This is a genomic window from Microbacterium canaveralium (genome assembly GCF_047238045.1).
Lineage (GTDB): Bacteria > Actinomycetota > Actinomycetes > Actinomycetales > Microbacteriaceae > Microbacterium.
In genome coordinates this window covers 606,274-630,737 of record NZ_JBDFMA010000003.1, presented here as the reverse complement: position 1 = coordinate 630,737, position 24,464 = coordinate 606,274, and the positions used below count along the sequence as shown (strand labels likewise).

General features: G+C 69.2%; 26 protein-coding genes. 11 read left to right on the top strand and 15 right to left on the bottom strand.

Features of this window, described 5'->3' with window-relative positions:
- Positions 1-158 precede the first annotated feature (158 nt).
- A complete protein-coding gene (locus tag ABC271_RS03935) occupies positions 159-2,630 on the top strand; it encodes a helix-turn-helix transcriptional regulator (RefSeq protein WP_412923589.1) in 2,472 nt (823 codons plus the stop codon).
- Positions 2,631-2,647: 17 nt separating this feature from the next.
- On the opposite strand, the gene ABC271_RS03930 is transcribed toward ABC271_RS03935, so the two are convergent.
- Together ABC271_RS03930 and ABC271_RS03925 are read right to left on the bottom strand one after the other, a co-directional pair.
- Positions 2,648-2,839, bottom strand: a complete 192-nt coding sequence (locus ABC271_RS03930) for a hypothetical protein (protein WP_412923588.1) — start codon at positions 2,837-2,839, stop codon at positions 2,648-2,650.
- 4 nt (positions 2,840-2,843) lie between these two features.
- The gene (locus ABC271_RS03925; RefSeq protein ID WP_412923587.1) at positions 2,844-3,560 is read right to left on the bottom strand and encodes a DUF998 domain-containing protein; all 717 of its coding nucleotides are present in this window, start codon (positions 3,558-3,560) and stop codon (positions 2,844-2,846) included.
- A 373-nt stretch (positions 3,561-3,933) separates the two neighbouring features.
- Between ABC271_RS03925 and ABC271_RS03920 the strand changes: the two genes are divergently transcribed.
- The 3 genes from ABC271_RS03920 to ABC271_RS03910 are packed head-to-tail and all read left to right on the top strand — an operon-like array spanning position 3,934 to position 6,478.
- Entirely contained in the window at positions 3,934-5,253 is a 1,320-nt protein-coding gene (locus ABC271_RS03920) for a coiled-coil domain-containing protein (protein WP_412923586.1), read from the top strand.
- 35 nt (positions 5,254-5,288) lie between these two features.
- Complete coding sequence (locus ABC271_RS03915) at positions 5,289-6,224, top strand: aldo/keto reductase (protein WP_412923585.1); 936 nt, start codon at positions 5,289-5,291, stop codon at positions 6,222-6,224.
- A 26-nt stretch (positions 6,225-6,250) separates the two neighbouring features.
- Positions 6,251-6,478, top strand: coding sequence for a hypothetical protein (locus ABC271_RS03910; protein ID WP_412923584.1), 228 nt, complete (start codon positions 6,251-6,253; stop codon positions 6,476-6,478).
- A 93-nt stretch (positions 6,479-6,571) separates the two neighbouring features.
- Here the strand turns inward: ABC271_RS03910 and ABC271_RS03905 are convergent, their stop codons facing one another.
- Positions 6,572-6,958 carry a DUF7882 family protein gene (locus tag ABC271_RS03905; RefSeq protein ID WP_412923583.1) on the bottom strand — a complete coding sequence of 129 codons (387 nt, stop codon included), beginning with the start codon at positions 6,956-6,958 and terminating at the stop codon, positions 6,572-6,574.
- A gap of 185 nt (positions 6,959-7,143) precedes the next feature.
- On the opposite strand from ABC271_RS03905, the gene ABC271_RS03900 reads away from it, so the two are divergent.
- On the top strand, positions 7,144-8,997 hold the full coding sequence (locus ABC271_RS03900) for a DUF2207 domain-containing protein (protein ID WP_412923582.1): 1,854 nt from the start codon (positions 7,144-7,146) through the stop codon (positions 8,995-8,997).
- Between the two features lie 14 nt (positions 8,998-9,011).
- Here ABC271_RS03900 and ABC271_RS03895 read toward each other — a convergent pair whose 3' ends face one another.
- Together ABC271_RS03895 and ABC271_RS03890 are read right to left on the bottom strand one after the other, a co-directional pair.
- Positions 9,012-9,704: an esterase/lipase family protein gene (locus ABC271_RS03895; protein WP_412923581.1), complete on the bottom strand. Its 693-nt coding sequence runs from the start codon at positions 9,702-9,704 to the stop codon at positions 9,012-9,014.
- Between the two features lie 243 nt (positions 9,705-9,947).
- Complete coding sequence (locus ABC271_RS03890; RefSeq protein WP_412923580.1) at positions 9,948-10,133, bottom strand: hypothetical protein; 186 nt, start codon at positions 10,131-10,133, stop codon at positions 9,948-9,950.
- A 279-nt stretch (positions 10,134-10,412) separates the two neighbouring features.
- Here ABC271_RS03890 and ABC271_RS03885 point away from each other — a divergent pair, with 279 nt between their 5' ends.
- Both ABC271_RS03885 and ABC271_RS03880 read left to right on the top strand, forming a co-directional pair.
- The gene (locus ABC271_RS03885; protein WP_412923579.1) at positions 10,413-11,435 is read left to right on the top strand and encodes a TerC family protein; all 1,023 of its coding nucleotides are present in this window, start codon (positions 10,413-10,415) and stop codon (positions 11,433-11,435) included.
- A 103-nt stretch (positions 11,436-11,538) separates the two neighbouring features.
- Positions 11,539-12,504 (top strand): LLM class F420-dependent oxidoreductase, encoded by a 966-nt coding sequence (locus ABC271_RS03880; protein WP_412923578.1) that lies wholly within the window; start codon positions 11,539-11,541, stop codon positions 12,502-12,504.
- Positions 12,505-12,540: 36 nt separating this feature from the next.
- Here the strand turns inward: ABC271_RS03880 and ABC271_RS03875 are convergent, their stop codons facing one another.
- From ABC271_RS03875 to ABC271_RS03840, 8 genes are all read right to left on the bottom strand, one after another.
- Positions 12,541-13,617 (bottom strand): helix-turn-helix domain-containing protein, encoded by a 1,077-nt coding sequence (locus tag ABC271_RS03875; protein ID WP_412923577.1) that lies wholly within the window; start codon positions 13,615-13,617, stop codon positions 12,541-12,543.
- A complete protein-coding gene (locus ABC271_RS03870) occupies positions 13,614-15,740 on the bottom strand; it encodes a right-handed parallel beta-helix repeat-containing protein (RefSeq protein ID WP_412923576.1) in 2,127 nt (708 codons plus the stop codon). Before ABC271_RS03870 ends, ABC271_RS03875 begins: the two co-directional genes overlap by 4 nt.
- Positions 15,733-17,019 (bottom strand): glycosyltransferase, encoded by a 1,287-nt coding sequence (locus ABC271_RS03865; protein ID WP_412923575.1) that lies wholly within the window; start codon positions 17,017-17,019, stop codon positions 15,733-15,735. Before ABC271_RS03865 ends, ABC271_RS03870 begins: the two co-directional genes overlap by 8 nt.
- Positions 17,020-17,091: 72 nt before the next feature.
- Entirely contained in the window at positions 17,092-18,099 is a 1,008-nt protein-coding gene (locus tag ABC271_RS03860; protein ID WP_412923574.1) for a hypothetical protein, read from the bottom strand.
- Between the two features lie 153 nt (positions 18,100-18,252).
- Positions 18,253-18,741 (bottom strand): FBP domain-containing protein, encoded by a 489-nt coding sequence (locus ABC271_RS03855; RefSeq protein WP_412923573.1) that lies wholly within the window; start codon positions 18,739-18,741, stop codon positions 18,253-18,255.
- Positions 18,742-18,999: 258 nt separating this feature from the next.
- On the bottom strand, positions 19,000-19,377 hold the full coding sequence (locus ABC271_RS03850) for a PPOX class F420-dependent oxidoreductase (RefSeq protein WP_412923572.1): 378 nt from the start codon (positions 19,375-19,377) through the stop codon (positions 19,000-19,002).
- Positions 19,371-19,913: a 2'-5' RNA ligase family protein gene (locus ABC271_RS03845; RefSeq protein WP_412923571.1), complete on the bottom strand. Its 543-nt coding sequence runs from the start codon at positions 19,911-19,913 to the stop codon at positions 19,371-19,373. Before ABC271_RS03845 ends, ABC271_RS03850 begins: the two co-directional genes overlap by 7 nt.
- A gap of 7 nt (positions 19,914-19,920) precedes the next feature.
- Positions 19,921-20,298: a DoxX family protein gene (locus ABC271_RS03840; protein WP_412923570.1), complete on the bottom strand. Its 378-nt coding sequence runs from the start codon at positions 20,296-20,298 to the stop codon at positions 19,921-19,923.
- Positions 20,299-20,457: 159 nt separating this feature from the next.
- Between ABC271_RS03840 and ABC271_RS03835 the strand changes: the two genes are divergently transcribed.
- On the top strand, positions 20,458-20,751 hold the full coding sequence (locus ABC271_RS03835) for a sigma-70 family RNA polymerase sigma factor (protein WP_412923569.1): 294 nt from the start codon (positions 20,458-20,460) through the stop codon (positions 20,749-20,751).
- A gap of 37 nt (positions 20,752-20,788) precedes the next feature.
- Here ABC271_RS03835 and ABC271_RS03830 read toward each other — a convergent pair whose 3' ends face one another.
- The gene (locus ABC271_RS03830; RefSeq protein ID WP_412923568.1) at positions 20,789-21,118 is read right to left on the bottom strand and encodes a DUF7882 family protein; all 330 of its coding nucleotides are present in this window, start codon (positions 21,116-21,118) and stop codon (positions 20,789-20,791) included.
- A 202-nt stretch (positions 21,119-21,320) separates the two neighbouring features.
- On the opposite strand from ABC271_RS03830, the gene ABC271_RS03825 reads away from it, so the two are divergent.
- The gene (locus ABC271_RS03825; RefSeq protein ID WP_412923567.1) at positions 21,321-21,776 is read left to right on the top strand and encodes a MarR family winged helix-turn-helix transcriptional regulator; all 456 of its coding nucleotides are present in this window, start codon (positions 21,321-21,323) and stop codon (positions 21,774-21,776) included.
- A 4-nt stretch (positions 21,777-21,780) separates the two neighbouring features.
- Here the strand turns inward: ABC271_RS03825 and ABC271_RS03820 are convergent, their stop codons facing one another.
- Positions 21,781-22,107, bottom strand: a complete 327-nt coding sequence (locus tag ABC271_RS03820) for a DUF7882 family protein (protein WP_412923566.1) — start codon at positions 22,105-22,107, stop codon at positions 21,781-21,783.
- A gap of 144 nt (positions 22,108-22,251) precedes the next feature.
- Between ABC271_RS03820 and ABC271_RS03815 the strand changes: the two genes are divergently transcribed.
- Together ABC271_RS03815 and ABC271_RS03810 are read left to right on the top strand one after the other, a co-directional pair.
- Positions 22,252-23,274: a glycoside hydrolase family 6 protein gene (locus ABC271_RS03815; RefSeq protein WP_412923565.1), complete on the top strand. Its 1,023-nt coding sequence runs from the start codon at positions 22,252-22,254 to the stop codon at positions 23,272-23,274.
- Positions 23,275-23,408: 134 nt separating this feature from the next.
- Complete coding sequence (locus ABC271_RS03810) at positions 23,409-24,398, top strand: response regulator transcription factor (protein ID WP_412923564.1); 990 nt, start codon at positions 23,409-23,411, stop codon at positions 24,396-24,398.
- Positions 24,399-24,464 lie beyond the last annotated feature (66 nt).

Here is a 24,464-nt window from a genome sequence, read left to right as displayed (position 1 = left end):
GGGGGATGACGACCGGGATGAAACCGCTCTCTTCGTGCGGTCAACGGGCGAACATCGCCCCAATGATCGGGTGAAGCGGCCCGACGCCGAGCGCTCACCTCGTCGCCGTCGCACACAGCGGGCCGACGACACCACCGGCCCGAGAGTTGGAGAACAGGATGCTGATCGACCTCGACACCCCACCCGCTGCCGCGCGCACCGTGCGCCGTTCCAGCCGGTTCTGGACACCGCGCACCGCCACTGTTGCCAAGCTCCGCAACGCACTCGAGAGCGATGTCGTCCTGCTCCGCGGACCCGCGGGCGTCGGCAAGAGCGCTCTGCTGCGGCAGTTCGCCAGCGAGCTCGAGGACGATCCCGAGGTCGGCATCCAGCTCCTGGAGGCCGCACACGCCGACCCGGCCACCCTCGACCGCATCGGCGCGGCGTTCCGCGAAGGTCCTCCGCAGCACGTCCTGCTGGTCGACAACCTCACGGATGGGACACCGGTGGACTCGACCGCGATCCTCGACCTCCTCCGTGTCGATCCCGCACTCCGCGTCGTGGCGGCCACTCGTCATGTCACCCGACTCGAAAGCCCGCTGGTCGCGCTCGAGTTCGACGTGCACGTGCTCACCCCGCCGGACCTCCTCATGTCGAGAGAGGAGCTCGCTCTCGTCCTGGAGCTCAACGGGGTCGAGACGACCGACGTCGCCATCGACGTCTTGATGCGGCGCACGCACGGATGGCCCGCGCTCGCTCAACTGGCCAGCTCCCGACTGCGTCTCGAGGGTCTGCCCCTGCGAACCCGCGACGAAGCGGATGCCGTCGCCGACGACGCCACCGTCGCCCTGACCGCGGAGATGGAGGCCCACTTGAGCGCCCCCGTCACGGACGAGGTGCGGCTCCTTGCGGTGGCTCCGTACATCAACGTGGAACTGGCCGACGCGATCGGCATCGATTCCACGACGGGAACCACGAGCGACCTCCTGACGGAGCTCCAGGATGCCGGCTTCGTCTGGCCGAGCACGACTCGACTCGTTCTGGCAGAGCCCGTGCGCACGCAGTGGCTGCGGGAGATCACCGCGGGCGCTCCCGAGCTGGTCGAACGGGCCCGTCTCCGTCTCCTCGATCACCTCGTCGCCGCCGGAGAGCCTCTCCGGGCCGCCCAGCTGGCGTCGGACGCGGGCCAATGGCCGACTCTCGGTTCGATCCTCCGCTCGGCCGGTCCGGAGATCTGGGCGCGGGATTCCCAGGCCTTCACGTCCCTGGTCTCGACTCTTCGATCGCACGTCGGCTTCGATCCCGTGTCGGTGGACGCCCTCCTCTCCGTCGACCCCGAGACGGCCGCATCCGCCGAAACGCCTGCGCTGGTCGTGGGTGCACTCGGCCGACTGCCCGAGGCCAAGGCCGCCGCCCAGCACAACATCGAAGCGCTCATCATCCGGGTGAACCTCCTGCGGGCGGCAGGCCGCTTCGCTCTCGCCACCGAATCCGCCACCCTCCTGGTGGACGCGTTGCGCAAACGGCCCGCCGTGCCGGACGACGTCGTTGCCGAAGGCTGGTACCAGGTGGGGATGACTCACCTGGCGATGGGCAAGCTCCGGGATGCAACCCTCGCGCTCGGGCAGGTCGACCGTCTCGCGCCGCCCGCACGACGACTGCGAGCCCGAGGTGTTCTCGCTGTCGTCGCGCTCCTGGAAGGCGACGTGCGCGCGGCGGGGGCTCTCTGCGACGCCGACCGCGAAGACGGATGGTTCGCCTCGCCCTGGGGCGAAGGGACCCGCCTGGCCGATGCGTGGTTGTCGCTGGAACGAGGGGATGCGGCGGCGGCCCGCGACCGGCTCGACACCATCGCGGCGACGAGCGGGGCACGGGAGCTGTGGCCGTTCGCCGCGGCCGTGCAGGCGATCGCGTTTCTCCTGTCCGGAGCGGCGCCCGATGCGCTCGGCATGCTGCGGTCGTGGATGGTCAGGACGCGCAGCACCCCGCCGTCGCACTTTCAGTCGATCCAACTGCTCACGGCTCGCGCCAAAGTTCTGATCGCGCTCCGTCAGGCGCGCAAGGCGATGGCCCTGTTCGAGGGGCCATTCGGCCTCTCCGCCGCGACGGCCCCGGCCATCGCGCTTTCTCAGCTCTATGCCGGTCGCGCGCACGAAGCGTACGTGATGAGTGTCAAGTGGGGCATCCATCAGGACTCGTCGCCACGAGCTGCCCTCGAGAGCATGGTGGTGAGCATGGTCGCCGACGTGCGGCTGAACGGGACGGGCGCGCATCGCTCCACCGCCCAGCGCGCCGAGGCACTCAGCGCCCGCCACGACCTGTGGAGCCCCTGGAGCGCGGTCGCCCCCGAGGACCGCGGGCTCGTTCTGCGACTGCTGTCGCCGGCGGCGCGCGAGCGCATGTCCGAACGCGCCTCGTTCTTCGCGTCATCCGTGAGCGTGCCGCATCTCACCAAACGCGAGCAGGTGGTTCTCGCGCAACTCACGCCCACCTCGACGATCGCGGACATCGCTCGCGCTCTGGTCGTCTCGCCCAACACCGTGAAGACGCAGCTGCAGAGCCTGTACCGGAAGCTCGAGGTGTCCGATCGCGCGAGCGCCATCCGCGCCGCGCACGCGTGGGGTCTCATCGAGGCCGAGAGCGACCTGTGACGCGGTGGCGCGCCGACTCAGCCGCGGTCGGTGCGCCGCCGACGCCGCAACCGCACGACCGTGCGTGCGATCACGAGGATCACGAAGACGACGAGCACGCCGGGCAGAGACAACGGCACGCCGGCGCCGTGGAGCACGACCAGAACGATGACGAGCGCTGCGACCGGCGCGGCAACGCCGAGGATCCGGAGCAGGAGTCGTTTCGTCATGACGTCACGGTACTTCCTGCGCGGGCGCGCCGCGGCGCCCCTCCGCTCCCGCTGACCGGATGACGCGATGGTCGGCCGCGACTTGCAGACCGAAGACGCCGAACCAGGAAATGGCGAGCGTGGCGGCCGTGAACTCGAGATTGCCCCCCAGCACGGTGTCGCCGCGGAAGAGCGCGAGCATGGCACCGGAGAACGAGGTCACGCCCACCGCCACGAGGGTTGCGAGACTGGCCGCGCGCATCCAGGGGCGCCGACGCAGGAAGGCCACCTGAGCCATGGCGACGATTGCGAGGACGAAGCCCAGCACCGCCGCGCTGATATGGATGAGGTCCTGCGGAAGGGCTCCCGGGGTGAAGGGGACCGGGCACCCGGGAGAGCAGGTGACGACGGATGCCAGCGCGAAACACGCGCCGCACACGACGAGCGTGGCCGACACCGGCCACCCTGCGACATAGACGTTCGGCCCGTGGAGGAGCGCACGATCGACCAACACCGCGGCGATGCCGAGCAGGAGCAGAGCAGAGTTGAACAGCGGCGCCGTCGGCATCCCGGTCGCACCGAGCTGGCTCACGTACTCGACGCTCGGGTCTCCGAGTCTGCTCATCCAGATGAGTGCCGCGCTCACGAAGGCGAAGCTCCCGCCGAGGGCCGCGAGGCGGGCGACCCGACGGCTTCGCTCGCCCGCGGTGGAGCCGGCGGACCGAACGATCGTCTCGGTCATGGGCGTCTCCGGCGGCGTCGAGGGGCTCGGCCAGGGTACCGCGCCCCGAGCCTGTCGCGCGGGATGCCGACGCACCCGACCTGCGTGCGGTCGGAAATCCGATCGGGTTCGGGCGATTCCTCGGGTGAGGAATCGCCCAGGAACCGGTCTCGGGCTCGTCGGCATGGCATCGTCTTCTCCGAGTGATCGTGAGCGGTTCTCCCCCAAGTTCCCTGCTCGTAAACCCGGTCATTCATCATGGATGCGCGGTCTCGTGGCCACGGCACCCGGTTCGAGGCCGCGCATCCCTCGGCTCGGGCTCCTCCCCGCACTCGCCGCTCGTAGCGTGCCGAGAGCAGCACGACGCGGACCATGATCGCTCGAGAGGACACCCGTGACGAACGATCAGGCCGAGCCGTCCCCGTCATCGTCCGAGGACGCGCCCGACCAGGAGGCAGCGTCGCCCCTGGAAGAACTCCTCGGCGACACTCCTGACGACAGCGCCGCGACGAATTTCCCGATCGGCTTCCGCGGATACGACCGCGAGGCCGTCGACGAAACGGTCCGCCGTCTGACGGAGAGAGCCCGATCAGCATCCAACGACGCGCAGCGCGAGAAGATGCGCGCCGAGGCGATGTTCGCCCAGCAGCGTGCGGAACACGACGACGAGCTCGCCGAATCAGCCCGACTCCACTCCGAGGAGACGAGCCGATTGCGAGAAGAGCTACGCGCTGCTGCCGCACGTACGGCGGAGGCCGAGGCACAGGTCGCCGCTCTCTCCAGCGGGCTGGCCTCCGGTTCTGACGACGCCGGAGATCCCGCCCAGGCGCGTCAACGGTTCGACGCGATCCTCCGCGTCGCCGAGGAACAGGCGAGCGCACTCGTGCAGAACGCGGTTGTCCAGGCGGAACGGCTCTTGGACAGCGCGCGCGACGAGGCGGCCGGCATCCGCGAGGACGCGACCGCCGAGCGCGATCGGATGCGCGCGGAGGCGCAGCACGATGCCGACCAGGTCCGCCTTCGGATCGAAACCGAGCTCACCGCGCACGTCGCTCGTATCGAGCGCGAGGGCGCCCACGCCCTCGAGAAGGTGGCACAGGCAGAACGTGAGGCCGTGGCCGTACGAACGGAGGCCGAGAAGGGAGCAGCGGCGCTGCGTTCCCTCGTATCCCGTGAGACCGGCGACATGCGGGCGAAAGCCGACCGGGACGTGCGGGAGATGACAGCTCGAGTCCTCGAGTTCGAAGAGTCACTGACGCGCCGACAGAACGACGCCCAGCAGGAATTTCTCGTTCTTCACAATCAGGCCGTGGCCCATGCTGAGCGCATCACTTCGGACGCGAGCGAACAAGTGGAGGCCGCGCTCGAGCATGCGCGGCGAATCGCCTCTCGGGCGGACGATCACGAGCGGCTGGCTCGGGCACAGGCGCAGCAGATGGAGGCATCGGCGCGCGTGCACGCCAGGGAGATCCTCGATGACGCGCGCGAGAAGGCGCAGCGCATCGCGGATGCCATCACCGGACACGCCTCGAGCGTGCTGCGCTCCACTGAAGACCGCACGCGCGATCTGCGGTGGCAGCAACAACAACTCGACAGTTTCCTGTCCGAGATGGACGAACTGATGCGTGCCGCCCCACGGGGCACGCAGCGGTCGGAGGAGGAACGCGACGCGTCGGAGAAGGGCTCCGACGACGAGGCCGTCGCCGCTGATTGAAGCCCCGGCGGCACATCCCGGGATAGCGTGGGGCGATGCGAACCGTCCCGCTCGGCCCTTCGGGCCCCGCTGTCCCCGCCGTCGTTGCCGGAATGATGCGGATCGACGGGAAGAGCGACACTCATGTGCGCGAGCTGTACGCCGATGCCCGCTCCGCAGGTATCGATTTCTTCGACCACGCCGACATCTACGCTCGAGAGCTTCACTCCGCGGAGCAGCGATTCGCCGAGGCGCTTCGGTTGTCATCCTCCGAGCGTGCGGAGATCCGTCTGCAGACGAAAGCCGGGATCGTGCGCGAAGGTCCGTACTTCGACTTCTCCTACGATCACATCGTCTCGTCCGTCGACGCCTCGCTCCGCGCCCTGCAGACGGAGTACATCGATGTCCTGCTCCTGCATCGGCCGGATGCCTTGGTCGAGCCCGACGAGGTCGCGCGCGCGTTCGACGAGCTGGAAGCCGCCGGGAAGGTCCGAGCCTTCGGTGTGTCGAATCACACGCCGCGGCAGATCGATCTGCTCCGCACCGCCGTGCGCCAACCCATCGTCGCCAATCAGGTGCAACTCTCGATCGCCCACGCGCCGATCATCGCCCAGGGCTTGGCCATGAACATGGAGACCGCTCCCCAGTCGGCTGTCCTCGATGGCGGCGGTCTCGTCGACTACTGCCGCCTGGAGGGCATCACCCTTCAGGCGTGGTCCCCTCTTCAGGGGACACGGAGCGAAGGCGTGTTTCTCGGCCACCCGGCGTACCCGGAACTGAACGCGGTGATCGACGACCTCGCGAAGCGCTACGGCGTGTCGCCCATTGCCATCGCTGTGGCCTGGATCACCCGCCATCCCGCCGGGATGCAGGTCGTCCTCGGGACGACGACGCCCGGTCGCGTGGTCGAGGCAGCAGCCGGCGCGGACGTCGTGCTGTCGCGAGCAGAGTGGTACTCGCTCGTCCGCGCAGCGGGATACGTCGTTCCCTGATCGCACGGTCTGAGGAGGAGGGTGTCATGGAACGCAGACGGGTACGACCCTGGGGTCCGATCGTCGCGGTGATCTCCGCCCTCGTGTTCGCCGCGCCGACCCTCCTTCTACCCGCCGACAGCCCGGTAGGGCCGAAGCTGCTCTTCATCGCGATCGGGTCCGTGCTGCTCGTGGCGGCGATCGCGTTGACTCGACTCGAACCACCCACGAGGGCTTCGCACGGCACCGTTCCGACGGACGACGTCAAGCCGTAACGACCGGCCCGGCTGCGGCCGCAGCGATGATCGTGAGCGGCTCGGTCGGGACGTCCCACGCGGCGGCGTGGTTCACCGCGGCATCAGCGGACGTCATGCGGCGCGGACGAGAGAGCGCGGTGCGGTCGACGGGCGGGCCTGCGCGGGACGGGCCGCTGCCGGACGCTGATCCGCGCTGGTCTCCGCCACATCGATGTCGAGGCTGAGACCACGCGAAGAGTTCGCATCGTTGGCCATGCGCTTGAGGAGGTTCTGGTCGAGAGACTCGGGCTGCTCAGAGTCGAAGACGAACCGCAGCGGGATAGCAGGCTGCAACCAGATCGTCGATCGACCGGTCGGCTCACCGGCGGCGTGCGTCCAGGACATGGTGAAGCTCTCACCACGGCGCAGCTTGGTCGCGATGACCACCTTGACGTGGGCGAGCACTCGATCGTCGATCGTGATGGGCTCGGGGGTGGTTCCGTAGAACAACTTCGCCATGGTGGTTCCCTTCCTTCTTATCTTGTTCGCAAACTTACTAGGTAGACTAGCGAATAGGCAAGCGAGATATAAGTTTGGGTCGCCACGGCACCCCTTTCCGCGGCCCACATCCGTGGCGCGAACAAGGCGTTCGATCCCCCGGGCGACGGAGGCGGCTGCTCTCGCTGGTCGGTAGCGTCGAATCCATGGACGCATCCGCCGGCCGGGCCCGCTCTCTTCGTCTCCTCCTCGCTACCTTCGCCGCCGTCCTCGGGTTCCTCGCGATCGCGCTCGCGATGCCCACGACGGCGCACGCTGACGTCGATGATTTCCGCTTCGATTCGTTCGATGCACGGATGACCCTCACGCGCGACGCCGACGATCACGCCGAGCTCTCGGTCATCGAGACCCTCGTCGCCGTCTTCCCCGACGACGACCAGAATCGCGGCATCATCCGGGCGATCCCCGACGACTACGACGGCGTGCCGCTGCACACGCGGATCACCTCGGTGACCGGCGCCGACGGCGCCCCCATCCCGTACGAAGTGGAGACGGGCCGCCGCGAGGTGCGCATCCTCACCGGGGACGACACCTACGTGCACGGAGTTCAGACCTATGTGATCTCGTACACCCAGCGCGACACCATCCGATCCTTCGCCGATACCGACGCCGACGAGTTCTACCGCGACATCAACGGGACTCAGTGGGACCAGCCGTTCGGCCGCGTGAGCGTCGAGCTGACGGTCGACGGAGCGCTCGCCGACAACGTCCTCGACGGGGCCACGGCCTGCTATCGCGGGGCGGAGGGCTCGACGGACCGGTGCGACGTCGATCGCGCCACCCAGGCGAACGGCGATGAAACCTTCTCGGCATCCACGAGCGACCTCCAGCCGGGCGAGAACCTGACCGTTTCCGTGGGATTCGCCCGCGGCACGTTCGTCCCCGGGGAAGTGGTCCGCACCGCGGCCGAACAGTTCGCGGTGGATGCGGCACCCGTGCTGTCGGCGGTCTCCGTGGGTGCTCTGGGAGTCAGCGCCGTGGCGATAGGTGCGGCCGTTGCCTCTCGGCGCCGCAACCGCGACGCCCGGGGGCGTGGAATCATCGTCGCCCAGTACGAGCCCCCCACCGACACCGACGTCCTAGAGGGGGCGCACCTCATTCGGCGTACCGGCGCCGCACTCCCCGCAGCGATCCTCGACACGGCGGTATCAGGACACCTGCGCATCGTGGAGGACCCCACCGCGGACGACGAGCTCGTCCTGGAGTACATCGACGGGGCGGGCGCGACCGCGCTCCGGGCCGGCGTCCTGGCCGCGGTGTTCGGGAACGACCCGCGCCCCGGCGAACGCGTCGCTCTCGATACCCCCGGAACCGACGCCGGAGAGCGGCTGCGCGACCTCCTCCCCCTCGCCAAAAGCGAGCTGCGCCGCCGCGGATGGCTCCGCCCGCCGCGGATGGGAAGCGCTGCCGCGGCGGGGACGATCGCCGTGGTCGCGTTCGGCCTTTCTGTCGCCGCCCTCGTCGTCACCGCGGTGGGGACGGCACCAACCTGGTGGCAGGTGGCGGCGATTCCGGTGACGGTGGTGGCCGGCATCCTGACCTTCGTCCTGATCCGGTACTCAGATCGCGTGACGGATGCCGGGGCGCCCGCCCGCGATCATCTCTTGGGACTTCGGGACTATCTGACACTGGCCGAGACCGACCGGTTGCGCATGCTGCAGAGCCCCGAGGGAGCGGAGCGCAGATCCAGCGGTACCCACGATCCCGTCCAGGTGCTGCACCTCTACGAGAGGCTCTTGCCGTGGGCCGTCGTCTGGGGCGTGGAGCGGGAGTGGGTCGAGGTCCTGGCCACACAGGCGCGCGCGGGCGGGGTGGATCTCGGCTGGTATCGGGGACCGAACGGATTCTCGAGCGCCGCCTTCGCCACCTCGCTGGCGACGATGCATGCGGGAAGCAGTCCCGCTCCGCAGGTCAGTGGGTCGGGCAGTTTCTCGGGCGGATCGTTCGGCGGCGGTTTCTCCGGCGGCGGAATGGGCGGCGGTGGCGGCGGTGGTCGCTGATCGACGGATGCCGCTCACTCCGCCACGCGGACGACCTCCGCAATGACTCGAGGGTCAGCCAGGACACGGAAGTGGCCACCACTGTTCAGGCGCACGTTGCGGGCTCCGGCGAGTGCACTGCCCTCGGGGATGTGAGGGTCGAAGGCACCGTAGACGGAGGTGATCCGGGTGTTCGCCCCGGCAGAGGACGCCAGTGCGCGCATCGTGGCATCCCCGGATCGGAAGGCGCGCAGCGAGGGGGTGGGCATGAGGCTGCTGTATCGCGATCCTCCGAACGGGGTTGCCACGGCGACCATCGCGCGCACGCGCACGCCCGCCGGATGGAACGCCATGAGGTGTTTGCCGATCAATCCCCCTTTGCTGTGCGCGACGATCACGAGATCGTCCAGATCTCGAGCAATGAGGAGATCGGCCACGAGACCCGCGGATTCGGCGATCGGGCGCCGATTCGACCCCAACCCCGTGACGACGTGGACGGGGTGCCCACGGGCGTGGAGGGTACGCGCGAGCGGCTCGAGGAACCGCCACGTCTCGTAGATCCCCGGAAGGAGCACGAGCGGACGGCCCGCACCGGTGGCGAGGTCATCGGGACCGGCGGGCCCGACGGCACGCACCTGGGCCGCGATGGCGTACAGATAGTCCTGTCCCCACCACACCAGGTCACGGGCGCGGTCGCGCCACCGGTGCGGCGCGGCGTCGGTCGACATCCCCTCCCCTTCACTGACGGTCATGCGCCGGGTGAATGGGCGCGGCGTCCCACGGCATGACGATTCCGGCAATTGCCGAGGCGGCGCCTTGGGATCGGCTGTGAGCGGATCCCTCGTCCGTCCTGCGGGCGTACTGTCGAACTCCCCAGCCCCGGCATCGCCGGTGCGGACGCGCTTCGGAGCGCGCGACGCCCCGTCCGTCGAGCCACTCCCCCACCCCGGCTCCGGACGGGGTTCGTCGTTTCAGCGGTCTTCCCCGTAGCCGCGGATGCTCCGCAGATCGTCGTTCAACTCCTCGTCCGCGGCGTCGTCGGCGACGGACGCGTCGGCGGCGCGCTGGTCCCGGGCCCCCGCCTTCTTCTCCTCGGGTGCCGCCTCGGTGGCGCCGTCCATCACGGGGGCGTCCTGGGTGGGTTCGCGATCGTGCATCAAGTCCTCCTCGGTCCGTGGCTTTACGGCATCCTGCGAGGAGGTCGGATGCCGACGCGAGGGGTTGCGTCCACGACGGGCTCGTGCTGATCGCTTTTCAGGCGGCGTACGGCTTCCCCTCGTCGACCTCGCGTAAGATGGTCATCGACAAGGGGAGTATTCCCACGCGACGATCCCGTCAATACGGTCCACGCCATCGTGGGCCCGGGCCGTCGGCTCGCATCGCGAGTGGAAGAGACCTTGGTGTCTCGACGTACACCAAAACCCTTGGAGGCCCGCGTGGGTGTCACCCCACTCATCTGGATCATCACGATCGCGGTCACGATCGCGTTCTTCGTGTTCGAGTTCTTCGCGCACGTGCGGAAGCCGCACGAACCCACCGTCGGCGAATCCGCCCGCTGGTCTGCGTTCTACATCGGCCTGGCTCTGCTCTTCGGCGTCGGAATCGGCGTCTTCTCGGGCTGGACCTACGGCGGCGAGTACTTCGCCGGCTATCTGACCGAGAAGGCCCTGTCGATCGACAACCTCTTCGTCTTCCTCATCATCATGACCGGCTTCGCCGTGCCCAAGAAGTACCAGCAGAAGGTGCTCATGATCGGCATCGTGATCGCGCTGGTCATGCGCGGCGCGTTCATCGCGGTCGGCGCCGCCCTCATCGAGAACTTCTCGTGGATCTTCTACATCTTCGGTGCGCTGCTGCTGTTCCTCGCGTACCGGCAGGCGTTCGCCCACGGTGAGAGCGACCCCGCCAACGGCAGGTTCATGCGCTTCGTGCGTCGCATCCTCCCCGTCAGCGAGGAGTACAACGGCGACAAGCTGACGGTGAACAAGGGCGGCAAGCGCTTCGTCACCCCGATGCTCCTCGTCATCGTCGCGATCGGCTTCATCGACCTGGTGTTCGCCGTCGACTCGATCCCCGCGATCTACGGTCTGACCAACGAGGCGTACATCGTGTTCACGGCGAACGCGTTCGCGCTGATGGGTCTTCGTCAGCTGTACTTCCTCATCGGCGGCTTGCTGGAGCGCCTGGTGTACCTGTCGCAGGGGCTGGCTGTCATCCTGGCCTTCATCGGCGTGAAGCTCGTCTTCCACGCCCTGCACGTGAACGAGCTGCCCTTCATCAACGGCGGCGAGCCCCTGCTGTGGGTGCCCGAGATCCCGATCTGGTTCTCGTTGCTGTTCATCGCCGCGACGGTCGCCGTGGCCACCGTCGCGAGCCTGGCCAAGACGCGCAAGGACGCGGAGAAGAACCGGCGCGATCAGTTCGACGGCGAGAAGGTCATCCACGCTCCCGAGGACTGAGCGAGGGCGCGGGCCCGCGGCGAGCGCCGCGGGCCTGCTGCCGTATCCCGACGTCGAGCGCAACCCCGCGGGCCGTGTCACCGCGCCGACCTACCGTGACGGCATGACTCGTTTCGGATACACCCTCATGACCGAGCAAAGCGGCCCCCGCGCACTCGTGGACTATGCCGTCGGCGCCGAGCGCGCCGGATACGACTTCCTCGTCTCGAGCGACCACTACTCCCCGTGGCTCACGTCGCAGGGCCACGCGCCCTACGCCTGGACGGTGCTGGGTGCCGTCGCTCAGGCCACCACGGACGTCGAACTGATGACCTACGTGACGTGCCCGACGATCCGTTACCACCCCGCCGTCGTGGCGCAGAAGGCGGCGACGCTGCAGTTGCTCTCCGACGGCCGCTTCACCCTCGGCCTGGGGTCGGGAGAGAACCTGAACGAGCACGTCGTCGGGGAGGGGTGGCCGGCCGTGCACGCCCGACAGGACATGCTCGTCGAGGCCATCGAGATCATTCGCGCCCTGCACACCGGAGACCTCGTGACGTACGACGGTGAGTACTTCCGGGTCGACTCCGCCCGGGTCTGGGACGCCCCCGAGGGCGGCGTGCCCATCGGTGTCGCCGTCTCGGGCGAGCACTCGATCGAGCGGTTCGCCCCGCTCGGCGATCACCTCATCACCACCGAGCCCGAAGCGGACCTCATCCGCGGGTGGGACCAGCACCACGAGGGGGACTCGCGCAAGATCGGCCAGATCCCGATCAGTTGGGACCCGGACAAGGACGCCGCGATCGCGCGCGCGCACGACCAGTTCCGCTGGTTCGCGGGCGGCTGGGCCGTGAACTCCGACCTTCCCACCCCCGCCGGTTTCGCGGGTGCGTCGCAGTTCGTGCGTCCCGAGGACGTGGCCGAGTCGATCGCCTGCGGCCCCGACCTCGACGAACTCGCCGAGAGCGTCCGCCCGTTCATCGATGCCGGCTTCACCGACATCGCGATCGTGCAGGTCGGCGACGAGCAGCAGCAGCGGTTCGTCGACGAGGTCGCGGCACCGCTGCTGGAGAAGTTGCGCGCCCTCTGAGGGAGCGCGGCCACGCGGTGGCGCTTTCGGAGCGACTCAGACCGCGTGGCCGGACTCGCGCACCCACTGTTCGAGCCGCCACGCCGGAACCCGGAAGACGCGGGCGACGTCAGCGATCGCATGATTGCCCTCGACCACGGATGCCACGGCGAACTCCTGCAAGGAGCGGAAGTTCCGCCCGGCGAGGGGTCCGACCCGCAGGTCGGCGAACGTGCGGGGGGCGGTGACCGCGCCGGTACCGGGGGCCACGAAAACGTACGCGGAGGCCTCCTGCATCCCGCGTTCCGCCGCGCGCTTGTGCACGCGCGGCGCCGCCGAGGGCGCATGGGCAGGCGGTGTCGGATCCGCCGGGCCGGGGTACGGCGGTCCGGGCGGCGACGCCGGCGCGGCGGGAGTCGCCGTAGCCGCCGGTACCGAGGTCTGCCACGGGGCGGGGGGAAGCACTCCGGTGCCGGGGGCGATGTGCGGAGAGAACCCCGCCACGGGAGCCATCGCCTCCGGCGGGACCTGCGTCGCCGGCGCGGCCGGGGCCCACGCCTGCGGCACCGACGCCGGGGGCGCGGCCGGGGCCTGTGCCGGGGCCCACGCCTGCGGCACCGACGGGGGCGCGGCCGGGGCCTGTGCGGGGGCCCACGACTGCGGCACCGGCGTCGGCGGCCAGGCCGGCGGCACCGAAACCGCGGGTGGCGCCGACGGCGGGGGCCCTGGAAGCGGGTCCGCCGCAGGAGCGGCGGGTGCCGGCGCAGCGACCGCCGTCGGTGCGGACGTCTTCCAGGGCGCGGGAGGCAGCTCACCACCCCAGATGACGGGGCTCGGCACGACGTGCGGACTCGAACTCGGCGCATCGATCGCACCCGATTCCGGCGCGGGGGCGTTCCCGTCGCCGAACAGATCGGCCACGCCGACCTCGAAGACGTCGGAGAGCGCGACGAGAACCGCGAGAGGCACCGCGGTTCGCCCCGCCTCGATCGAGCGGATTCGCTGTTCGGAGAGCTCCGCTTCGAACGACAACTCCGTGAGCGACATCCCTCGTGCCAGACGCATGGCACGCACGCGTTCCCCGAGCATGTGCAGAACGGCGTTCAGACGATCGTCCTCGCGTTCTTCGGTCATCGTCGATCTCCTCCGACGGTGGTGCTTCGTGCTGCCTCCTCGACCCACTGTTGCAGTCGCCATTGCTGGATGCGGAACAGGCGCGCGATGGTCGGCACGGAATAGCCGCCCTCGAGCACCGCTGCCACGGCGAACTGCTGCAGAGAAGCGAAGGTCCGCCCCTCGAGGGGGCCGGTCCGCAGATCCGCGAAGGAACGCGGTCGCGGCGGTGCCTGGCGTGGTCCGGCCGTCGAGGCCGGCATCGCGCGGGGGGCCGCCCCGCGGGACGGGATCGTGGTCGGCACCATCGTCGGGGTATTCCACCCGGTGCCGGGACGTGTCGTCGTGACGGGTTCGGCCGGCGACACCCGATCCGACGGCCGCGGCGGCGCCCAGTCGGTCGCGGGGGTGCGAGCCGCGTATGCCGCCATTTCCTCCTCGCCGTGCCGGAGCAGCGCCTCGTGCAGAAGCCTGCGCAGCTTCCGATGCTCACGGCGCCGGCGCCAGAGCACGGGAATGCCGATCGCCGGGATCAGCAGCACCAGCGCCCACATCCACATCATGGGGTGCTCGTTCATCCACCCGACCCACGCCCATTGGAAGGTCCAGTCGGTCTGCGAGTTGTTCGCCTGCATCGTGCGCGACCCCGACCACGACGCCACGACGTCCTGGCCGACCCCGTGGAAGGTGTTCCCGGTGATGTCGGCGCGTGCCCCTTCCGCCAACTCGACCGCGAACCCGGATGCCACGCGCATATCGTTGTCGCGGACGATCACCGCCGCGCCGGTCAGCTCGAGCGCGATGCGCCGCCCCGCCAGACGAGAGTCGGAGACCGTGGCATCCGTGATCTTCCCGGATATGTCGAGCGCGCGCAGGTCGGACGACGTGAGATCGGCGTCGGCCACCGTGAGCCCCGTGGAAGGCCCCTCGACGAGGACGGCGCTGCGAGCCTCGTCCACCTCGGTGCCGCGGATCTCGGTGGCGTCGGTGGAGATGACGCGGACACCGCCCTCGCGACTGTTGCGCACGTTCGAGCCGGTGAGCGTGAAGCCTTTCGCGGGGGTGACGCCGTATCCGCCGGAGGTCGGGCCGTCGGCGAGAGCGGAACCGTCGATGCGGATACCCCACCCTGCCGAGTCGTCCACGGTGGAGTCCGTGATCTCGGTGCCCGTCGACTGGCGCGAGACGGAGATGCCGTCACCGCCCGAGCCGGTGACGGTGCTTCGTTCGATGGTCGTGTCGGAGGCGCCGTTGGTCACCTCGACGCCCGTCATCGTCGAGTTCTCGATCGTGCTGTCCTGGATGCCGGCCTGAGTCGTGTTGGAGAAGAACACGCCGTAGTGCAACCCCGAGATCTTCGTCGACACGATTCCCGCCGACGCCCGGTCATCGCCGGTGCCGGTGACGGCGAGCCCTCCGGTGCGGCCGCTCCAGAAGCCCAGGTCGCGGAACTCGGCGTGACCGATCACGAGCACGCCGTCGCGGGCACGCACGTACGCACGACCGTCGTCCTCGGTGAGATCGGGGGTTTCGGCCGCTTCGTCCCACGAGGTGAAGGCGAGCGGATCATCCTCGCCGCCGAAGACCCCGAGGATGCCACCCCAGACGACGATGCTCGTGGTCCCCTGCGCCGAACTGAGCATTCTGACCGTTCCGCCGCCGTAGAAGTCCAGCTCGGCACCGCGGCGAACGACGACGTTGCGGACGAGGGTGATCGTGCGGTCATCGTCGATACGAACCGCCCCGAGAGCCTCGAGATCGGCGACGGTGTACCCCGACTGCTGCCCGTTCTTCGGCGCGAGCACCACGGTGTTCCACTGGTCGACGAGTGCGGGATCGCCCGGCGCCAATGCCGCCACCGCCGTGAGCCGCGCGTCCTCGGCGGCGACCAGCTCGGCCGGTGTCTTCGGCGCGGCGGGGGCGTCGGTGGCATCCGGGCTCGGGGACTCGCCCACGACCGGACCGGTCGGTGCGTCGCTGCGCAACCACGGGAGGAACGTGCCGGTGTGCACGAAGTTCCCGACGAGCACGACGCCCGCGACGAGCGCGACCACCGCGATGACGATGATGACGCGGGCCACCCCGCGGATCGCGGGATGCGTGTCGCCGCGCTCCAGAGCGGTCAGGGCACCGTCGTCAGCCATGCGCCGCCTCCGTGGCCTCCGAGGACGGGACGGTTAGTCCGACGCTCGCGGCCGACTGGCCTTCCCCGCCGAGGCTCGCCTCGGACTGGCCCTCCCCGCCCTGGGTGTCGGCGGACCGCGTGAGCCACCCCTGCTTGTTCATCGTGAAGAGGGCATACACCTTGATCGGCAGGGCGACGAAGATGATGATGAGCGTCACCAGGGGCAGCAGCACGATGTCCTCGGGGCGGCGCCACAGGTGGGACATGCCCCGGATGCCTCGACCGACGAACAGCCACACGATCGCCAGTCCCAGACCGAGCAACGGGTGGTCCGCGCGAACCGATAGCGCGATGTAGGCCAGGGCGACGAACATCGTGAACGGGGTCAGCAGGATCTGCATCATCGTGATCTGCGAGATCAGCGGCACCTTGAACACCCAGCCGTGCCGAATGGCCGTGAGGTAGCAGCGGAACGAATTGCGACTCCACCGGACCCGCTGCTTCACGAACGCCCGGAACGTGCCCGGGAACATCGAGAGCGCACGGGCGCTGTCCTGGTGGGCGACGCGGAAGCCCTGGGAGAGCACGAGCCACGTCATCCGCCCGTCGTCGCCGGCGATGCACTCCTTGCCGAAGAAGATCTCGTGCTCGAGGTCTTCCACGCGCGGTTGGATGACCGATCGGCGATACGCCGCGGTGCGGCCGGACGCGCAGATGATGCCGCCGAACCGGCCCATCGCCGGCGCGTAGTCGGTGTAGCGCAGGTCGATGATCCAGTCGGCCACCCGGCGCCAGACGCTGGACTTCGGCAGGTAGACGTTCTGCCGTGTGCTCACCGCGCCGACCGCGGGATCGATGAAGGGCATCTGGACGGCGTCCAGCATGCCGTCCTCCCACGCCGTGTCCGAATCGACGAAGACGATCAGCTCGGTGTCGACCATGCGGATGCCGACCCCGAGCGCCGAGCGCTTCCCCCGGTGACGGAACATCACGACCTCGACCGTGGGGATCTGCAGCGCCTCGATGCGCTGCTGCGCTTCGACGTCGGCGAGGTCCAGGACGATGATGATGCGCGACGGCCCCTGCCGCACCCACGTCTGCAGACACCTCAGCAGGACGTCGGGGTCTTCGTGGAAGGACGGGACGACGACCGTCGTCGTGGTGCGGTAGTCGTTGCGGACGGGACGCGACGTCGCGGCGAGAAGCTTTCGCACGATCCAGAAGCCCCACGACACGATGCCGAGGTACCCGAACGGGAGCAGCCACATGAGCTGTTCCCCGAATGACCCGTGGCCCACGCGCACTTCCTTCTCCGCGGCGGAACGCCGATTTCCGGCCCGGGGAAGACAGTGAAGGTTACCGCGTTCGTGTTACGTGCACGCAACGTCCGTCAAGGACACGCCCGTTTCGACCGCGTTGTCGCATCCGACGGTGTTCCCCGCAGTCCGGGCGGACCCCACGACAGCGACACCCAGACCTCCCGGCCCCGGACGCAGGGTGTTCGCGACGACGACGTTGTCGGATCCCCAGGGATCGAGGATGGTGTGGATGCTGACGGCGTCGACCGGTCCCTCGATCGTGTTGTCCTCGAGGCGCCACTGGGCGCCCTTGAGATCGACCGCGCTGTCGACGGCGGGCGCCGGGCCCGTGGACAGCGAGGAGCCCCGGACGACGCCGCCCGTCGTCCCCTCCTTGGCATCCACTGCCTCGGCCGTCGTGTCGCGGACCACGAGGCGTTCGAACGCGTTCCGATCACTGCGGTCGGGCTCGCACGCGGTGTACCGACACCAGTTCGACTCGGCGGAACCGACGTAGACGCCCTCCCCGAACTCCGGATCGGCGCGGCCCGTTCGCTCGATCGTGACGGAACGCACCGTGTTGTCGGCGCTCCCGGCCCGCAGGTGGAGTCCCTCCTGACCGACGTCCGATATCGTCACGCCGCTGAGGGTCGAGTGGGTCGTGGCATCCAACACCACCCCCTTCTGGCTCCCCCGCACGGCCAGGTCTCGCACGTCCCAATACGTCGCGCCGTCGAGGTGGAGCGTGTACCCGTCGCGGATGTCCCCGCCGTCGAGGACCGTTCCCTCCGAGCCGCAGAGCACGATCGGCGCCTCCGCAGTCGCCACCGCCGTGGCGTGGAATCGCCCGCGGTACACGGTCGGTGACAGCTGAAGCACGATGCCCGGAACAGCCGTGTCCAGGGCTGCCTGCAGAGCGTCGGCTCCCTCGCCCACCACGACGGCCCCCGGTGCGCACAGGATGGCGGGCGTCGCGGAGGGGCTGGCGGGCACGAGTCCCGGCATGGGTGCGGGAGCGCACCCGGACAGGGCAGCGGCGCACGCGATGGCCACGATCAGGGCGGTGAGGGCACGATTCATCGCGTCGAGTATTACAGGCGCTGATCGCACGGTGCTCGCACGCCGCCGGCGCCACCTCTCCTCCTGCGCTCGGCTGTCGCTGGCGCTCCCCCCGCGCCTCTGCCGGCGCCGCGAACGGTGGTGCTCCGGACGCGCGGCCCGGAGCACCACGGCTCACCGGCTCATCAGATCCCGGAAGAACCCGTCGACGTGCGACCGCAGCGCCTCGACGCGGCGATCGCGCGCAGCCTCCGCGTCGTGCCCGAGATACGCCGGCGGATCGAGACGGCGCACGTTCGCGGAGCACTCGAACCCGGCGCACAGCAGGGTGCCGACCGAGTTCCCCGCCTTTCCGGCGCTGCCGGATCGGCGTGCAGAGAAGAACACCACGTCGTTGGGCAGGGTGACGTCGGAGCACCAGGAGCACTGGGGGCGTGACCGGGTCGGCTGCTCGGCCTGTCGGAGCTGCAGACCGACGGGGGTGCCATCGATCTCGGCGACGACGAAGCCCAGCAGGGGCGATTTGGGGTCGCGCCAGCCCACGTAGTCGAGACGGTCCCAGTCTCGATCGGCGAGATCCGCGGGAAGGACGATCGCCTTGCGCTCGCGTAGCGAGACGTTGACGAAGCTGGATCGGATGGTGGATTCGGTGAGGGCGATCATGGTGGTCCCATCGATGGACCGGGTGGGTCCCGGTCGGACGATGCCCGCGACGGGGCGCGGGCGAACGGAGCACTCCGCACCGACGAGGTCGGTCGCGGTGTGGCAGCGCGACGGCGGGGTCGCGCGCGATGACGCTCAGGCGGCGAGAGCCGCGGGTCCGATCGAGCCTCTGTCGTCGGCGCACGACACGCCGACGACCCCCTCACGCCCGACGGGCATCGTGGAGGAGACAGACAACATGCCTCGAGCGTACGCCTCTCACCCGCGGAGCGGGGCAGATCCGAGCACGCGCTCCACCGTCATCTCGAGAACCACCCGCTCGGGGTTCACACGCGGCTGACGGTAGCGCGCGGCGTAGAGGTCCACGGCGTGGGCAACGACCGACGGGTCGTCGGTGACCCGGGCGGGACCCTCGAAGCTGATCCAGCGTCCGCCGTCGACCGAGCAGATCGAAGCGCGTCCGGAACGCTCGGCATTGAGGAACTTCTGGGTGCCGCGCGATCCGATGACGCGGACCACCCCGTCCTCGTACGTGAAGCCGACCGGTACGGCGTGCACCCGGCCCGAGCGCCCGACGGTCGACAGGGTGGCGAGGTGGTATTCGGCCAAGAAGGTCAGGGCATCGTCGGTCAGCACGGTTCCAGCGTCCCACGTCCGGCGAGGTGCGAGACCGTTTTGCTGGCGGCATCCCACCGACGGAGGCCGACGGCATGGGCCGCGATCGGCTCGACGCCGTCATCGGCGAGCACCGCGAGAGCCTCGCCGATCCGGTCCAGCGGGAGTCGCCGCGCGAGGGTCACGTGCGGCGTCCACTCGCCCGGCTTCGTATGGGGTGCGTCGTCTCCGGGCCCGGCGAGGGCGTGTACGGCCTCGTGGCACTCGAGCAGCGACGCCGTCGGCACCACCGAGCGCGCCAGGACCCGTGTGCGGCCACCGCCGAACAGAACGGGAGCGCCAAGCGTCACCTCGATCGGAAGACGGTGGTGAAGGGCGGCCCCGGGGAGATCGCGCAGCGCCGTACGGACGAGGAGTGTCAGGTGGGGACGGTTGCTCATCCCGGCATGCCTCGCCTGGCTCGGCAGCCCCGCTGCCTCCAGCAGAACCCACTCGCGACGCACTGCAGCATCCGAGGACGCATCGAGCACGAACTCCACGCTGACGACGGCACCCATCACCGTGTCAGCGAGTCGACCACCAGGCCGCGGCCACCAGGACGGGCTGGAAGAACAACCGCGTGAATCGTCGGCGGTCGGTGTCGAGCCCGAAGGCGGAGCGCTTCTTACGCCACTGGTCGACGTTGCCCGGGAAGATCGCCACATAGAACGCGGCGAGCGCGGCGCCGATGCGTCGCCGCTCCTTCGGCAGGGTGACCAGAGCGAGGCCGAAGGCGATCTCGACGACCCCGGATGCCACGACGACGGCGTCCCGATCGAGTGGTCCGACCTCCACGACCGCGTCGGGTACCTGCGCCTGAAAATCGCGCCGGGCGAACGTGAGGTGCGCGACTCCGGCGAAGGTCATGGCCAGGGCCAGAGCCCATCGAACGAGGGTTCTCATGCGGCCAGGCTAGACGGTGGGTGAGCGACCGAACGGGGCTTGACGAACCGCCCGGGGGCCTTTCCGCGGTGCTACGCGAAGTGCTCGCGCAGCGCAACCCCCGGACGCTGGGCGCACCTGTCGATTGAATGAGGCCTGTCGACGAAGGAGGTGCCCCCGATGACGCTCACCGACAGCCCGCGCCCCGCGGTCGAGGGAGCCGACCTCGACGCACTCCTCGTGCGCGCCGCCTCCGGCGATTGCGACGCCTTCGTCGACTTCTACGACGCGACGTCGCCCCGCGTGTACGCCGTACTCGTCAGCCTGACCCGGGACGCGAACCGGGCGGCATCCCTTCTCGAAGAGATCTACGTCGAGGCGTGGGAACGGATGCGGGGTCGATCCGCGCCGCCCTGCCCCGGCATGGAGTGGATGACCGTCATCGCACATCGACACGCTGCGGGGCGGCGCTGACGTGGTCAGGAGCGCTCGGAGTGGAGCGCTCTCGCCCTCACGCCGTGCGGACGGGTGCCTCGGCCGGCACCGCGACGCCGAGATCGATCGTGAGACCGCTCGACGAGTTCGCCGAGTTGGCGTAGGTCTGCAAAAGGGCCGGGTGGAGAATCTCGGGCTCGACGGACCCGAAGACGAAACGCAGCGGGATCGACGGCTGGATCCAGATCGTGCTTCGACCGCCTGCCTCGTCGTCGACGTGGCGCCACGACATCGTGAAGCTCTCTCCGCGGCGGAGCTTCGTCGCGATGACGACTTTCACGTGGGCGAGCACTCGGTCCGGGATCCGGATCGGTTGCTCGGAAGAGCCGTAGAACAGTTGGCCCATGAGCGTCCCCTTCCGGAGGTTTCGGCACTCGATATTTTACTAACTGGCCTAACTATCACCAAGTGAATTCCGCTGATATATCGGCCAGCCGCCAAGTTTCTTTCCGTCTCACCAGGCCCCGCACGGATGCATCGAACCACGAAAATCTCGTTTGCCTAACTAGACTGTCGCATCGGGCGGCCGGACCCCTTACAGGAGAGCCATGACGATCGTGACTGATGACGACCCCTCCGCCGTCGCCGCCCGCGCCGTCGAGAGACTGCGACTGGCCGAGGCTCGGCTGGCCCGGCGACGCCAGACGGGCTGCGGCCCGAGCGAAAACGCACGAGCAGCAATGCGACTGATCCTCGAACGCGCCGATGAAGGTGCCACTGTGACGCCTACCGAGATCGCCCAGGCACTCGCCGTCTCGACAGCGTCCGTCACCGGCATGCTGGACCGCCTCGCCGCCGGCGGGCTGATCGGTTTCGTCGCGAACCCCGCGGATCGACGCAGCAAGTTCGTCGTGCCGTTCGATCGCAGCACCGACGCGGATGCCATCGACCCCGTCACCGCGAGAATCCGCGAGTTCGCGCTCGATCTTCCACCCGGTGCCGCCGACCAGCTCGCCGACTTCCTCGACCGCGTGCGCGAGGTCGTCGACGCCGAGTGCCGCTGACGGCTCAGGCCGTCGCCACCTCCACCGCGTCAGGTTCCGGCTCGACAACGACCGTCAGTCCGTTCGGCGAACTCGCCTCGTGCATGAGTGCATCGATCCATCGGCGATTCACGTGCGGCGGACGGCTTCCGTAGAAGTGGAAGACCAAAGGAATAGACGGGTGGATCCAGAGCGTGCGCGTTCCGCTGCCGTCGCCCACGGGGAAATGGAACATGAAGGGTTCACCCCGGCGAAGCTTGTTCATGAAAACGAGCCGCAGGTGGGCCAGAGTACGGTCCTCGATGTCGAACGAGTGACCGGCGGCGTCGTAAACCAATTTACCCACGGTCACAGGGTATCCGCATCGCACGGTTAGCCAGTGCGCATCGATACGAACGATTCCCTTGTTTTTCGGATCCTGTCCAAGAATGTCGCGCGGAGTCCGGCGATGAGACCGTGGCCGCCCAAGACCGAGCACTCGACTAAAGTCCTCAGAGTGGGGAGAGCGCACCGCCCGGGCCGTCGGCGTCGGATTCCGCGGCCGGTCCTGATTGGCGGGGCGGTCGTTCTCGTCGTCGCGCTCGTCGCCGGCATCGCGGTGGTCGGCTCCCTCGTGACCTCGCTGTTCCAGACGCTTTCCGCACGCCCTCCCGCCGTCGATGTGCGCATCGTCACTCCGGACGAATCGAAGGCGGCGAAGGCGGCCGCGCAGGCGGAGCCCGGCTCGGCACCGTCCGAGGCCGCGGAGTGGCTCGCCGCACAGCCGACGACGTACTGGCTCACGCCCGAGATCGACCCGGTCGACGAGGTGTGGGACCGAGTGGCGCACCTCGCGGCGGAGGCTCGCGAGCAGGATGCCACGATCTCGATCGCGGTCTATGGGCTGCCCGATCGCGACTGCGGCAACCACTCCGCGGGAGGGCTCGACCCCGACGCCTACGCAGCGTGGACCGCACGCATCGGAGATGCTCTGCGCAATGCCTCCGACGTCCGGAAGATCGTCGTCCTCGAGCCGGACAGCATCGCGCTCGCCCCCTCGTGCGGGTCGCTCCAGGACCGGGCAGGCTATCTGCGCACCGCCGTGGACAACATCCGCGGGGTGGACACGTGGATCTACATCGACGGCGGCCACTCGGCCTGGCATTCCGCGGTGGAGATGGCCGACCTGCTCACGTCGACCGGATTGCTCGGCGAGGTTCGCGGGGTCGCACTGAACGTCTCGAACTACCAGGACACGGCGAACGAGTTCGACTACGCCCACCGGTTGTCCGACCTCGTCGGCGGGACGCACGCGATCATCGACACGTCTCGCAACGGTGCCGGCCCCGCCGGGTCGGAGTGGTGCAACCCGGGTGGTCGCCTCGTCGGCGCGGCCAGCGGCGCCTACGGCGACGGCGTCGTGGACACGACACTGTGGATCAAGCCGCCAGGCGAAAGCGACGGCGAGTGCAACGGCGGCCCGGTCGCGGGGACGTGGTGGCCGGATGCCGCCGTGGAACTGACCCGCGAGAGCCGATGATTGCGACGCGACCGGTCTCGGGCTAACCGTAAGCGCTGCGAAGTATGTAAGGATGTCGCTCGGCCGGTCTGTGGCCACCGCACCTCGGGGAGAGCGCGGGCACGGGAGACGTGCGACTTTGGAAGAGTGGTGGGATGAGCGACAGCACCGAGATGCTGAAGACGGCCGTGATCGTCGAGGACGACCCCGACATCCGCCACCTCCTCGTCGAGGTTCTGGAGTCGGCGGGTTTCTCCACGGTGTCGGTCGGTAACGGCATCGACGGGGTCCGGGCGGTCATCGCCTATCAGCCCCTCATCACCACGCTCGACGTGAATATGCCCGGGATCGACGGTTTCGAGGCCGCCCGGCGCATCCGTCAGCAGAGCGACACGTACATCATCATGCTCACCGGGCTCGAGGAAGAGGCCGACGTCGTCCTCGGTCTGGGTGCCGGCGCCGACGAGTACGTCGTGAAGCCCTTCCGCCCGCGTGAGCTTCGGGCGCGGATCGAGGCCTTGCTCCGGCGGCCACGCTCGGGTGGCCCTGCGGTCACCGCCCCGCGCCAGGACAGCGTCGGCCCCTCGTTCCCGGGCGCCCGCCCCGCCCCCGAAGCGGTCTCGCCCACTGCGGCTGAGCCGGCACCGGCGCCCGCCGCCCCGCTGCCGAGCACTCCGGTCGTCGTTCCCTCGTCGCAGGGCCCCGACCCGTGGGCGTCCACGACCACGCCAGGGAACGAAGTGGCGCCCCGCGCCGGGGCCGAGGTCGCCTCGCGCGCGCACGGAGAGCTCACCCCGACCGGCGGCCCCTGGATCGTGCACCGTGACCTCCAGCTCGACCCGGACAGCCGCATCGTTCTGGTGGACGGATTCGAGCTCGATCTGACCCGCACAGAGTTCGACCTGCTCGCGACCCTCATGGAGTCCAAGCGGCGGGTGCGCAGCAAAGCCGATCTCACCCTCGTCCTGCGCGGGGAGTCGTACGTCACCAGCTACTTCGTGGGCGAGGCTGACAAGCGCGCCATCGAGGCACACATGACGAATCTCCGTCGCAAGCTCGGGGACAACCCCGCCAACCCTCGCTACATCGAGACCGTCCGCGGGGTGGGCTACCGCCTCACCTCGGAGCTGATGGCCGCCCCCTGATCCCGGCGGAACATAACGGATGCCTCGACCCTCCCCAGGGCCGAGGCATCCGTTTTCTCTGACGCG

Excerpts from the sequence above, each read along its gene's own strand:
- ABC271_RS03935 (WP_412923589.1), top strand. The coding sequence starts at position 159 with ATGCTGATCGACCTCGACACCCCACCCGCTGCCGCGCGCACCGTGCGC.
- ABC271_RS03930 (WP_412923588.1), bottom strand. The coding sequence starts at position 2,839 with ATGACGAAACGACTCCTGCTCCGGATCCTCGGCGTTGCCGCGCCGGTC.
- ABC271_RS03925 (WP_412923587.1), bottom strand. The coding sequence starts at position 3,560 with ATGACCGAGACGATCGTTCGGTCCGCCGGCTCCACCGCGGGCGAGCGA.
- ABC271_RS03915 (WP_412923585.1), top strand. The coding sequence starts at position 5,289 with ATGCGAACCGTCCCGCTCGGCCCTTCGGGCCCCGCTGTCCCCGCCGTC.
- ABC271_RS03910 (WP_412923584.1), top strand. The coding sequence starts at position 6,251 with ATGGAACGCAGACGGGTACGACCCTGGGGTCCGATCGTCGCGGTGATC.
- ABC271_RS03905 (WP_412923583.1), bottom strand. The coding sequence starts at position 6,958 with ATGGCGAAGTTGTTCTACGGAACCACCCCCGAGCCCATCACGATCGAC.
- ABC271_RS03900 (WP_412923582.1), top strand. The coding sequence starts at position 7,144 with ATGGACGCATCCGCCGGCCGGGCCCGCTCTCTTCGTCTCCTCCTCGCT.
- ABC271_RS03895 (WP_412923581.1), bottom strand. The coding sequence starts at position 9,704 with ATGTCGACCGACGCCGCGCCGCACCGGTGGCGCGACCGCGCCCGTGAC.
- ABC271_RS03890 (WP_412923580.1), bottom strand. The coding sequence starts at position 10,133 with ATGCACGATCGCGAACCCACCCAGGACGCCCCCGTGATGGACGGCGCC.
- ABC271_RS03880 (WP_412923578.1), top strand. The coding sequence starts at position 11,539 with ATGACTCGTTTCGGATACACCCTCATGACCGAGCAAAGCGGCCCCCGC.
- ABC271_RS03875 (WP_412923577.1), bottom strand. The coding sequence starts at position 13,617 with ATGACCGAAGAACGCGAGGACGATCGTCTGAACGCCGTTCTGCACATG.
- ABC271_RS03870 (WP_412923576.1), bottom strand. The coding sequence starts at position 15,740 with ATGGCTGACGACGGTGCCCTGACCGCTCTGGAGCGCGGCGACACGCAT.
- ABC271_RS03860 (WP_412923574.1), bottom strand. The coding sequence starts at position 18,099 with ATGAATCGTGCCCTCACCGCCCTGATCGTGGCCATCGCGTGCGCCGCT.
- ABC271_RS03855 (WP_412923573.1), bottom strand. The coding sequence starts at position 18,741 with ATGATCGCCCTCACCGAATCCACCATCCGATCCAGCTTCGTCAACGTC.
- ABC271_RS03845 (WP_412923571.1), bottom strand. The coding sequence starts at position 19,913 with ATGGGTGCCGTCGTCAGCGTGGAGTTCGTGCTCGATGCGTCCTCGGAT.
- ABC271_RS03840 (WP_412923570.1), bottom strand. The coding sequence starts at position 20,298 with ATGAGAACCCTCGTTCGATGGGCTCTGGCCCTGGCCATGACCTTCGCC.
- ABC271_RS03835 (WP_412923569.1), top strand. The coding sequence starts at position 20,458 with ATGACGCTCACCGACAGCCCGCGCCCCGCGGTCGAGGGAGCCGACCTC.
- ABC271_RS03830 (WP_412923568.1), bottom strand. The coding sequence starts at position 21,118 with ATGGGCCAACTGTTCTACGGCTCTTCCGAGCAACCGATCCGGATCCCG.
- ABC271_RS03825 (WP_412923567.1), top strand. The coding sequence starts at position 21,321 with ATGACGATCGTGACTGATGACGACCCCTCCGCCGTCGCCGCCCGCGCC.
- ABC271_RS03810 (WP_412923564.1), top strand. The coding sequence starts at position 23,409 with ATGAGCGACAGCACCGAGATGCTGAAGACGGCCGTGATCGTCGAGGAC.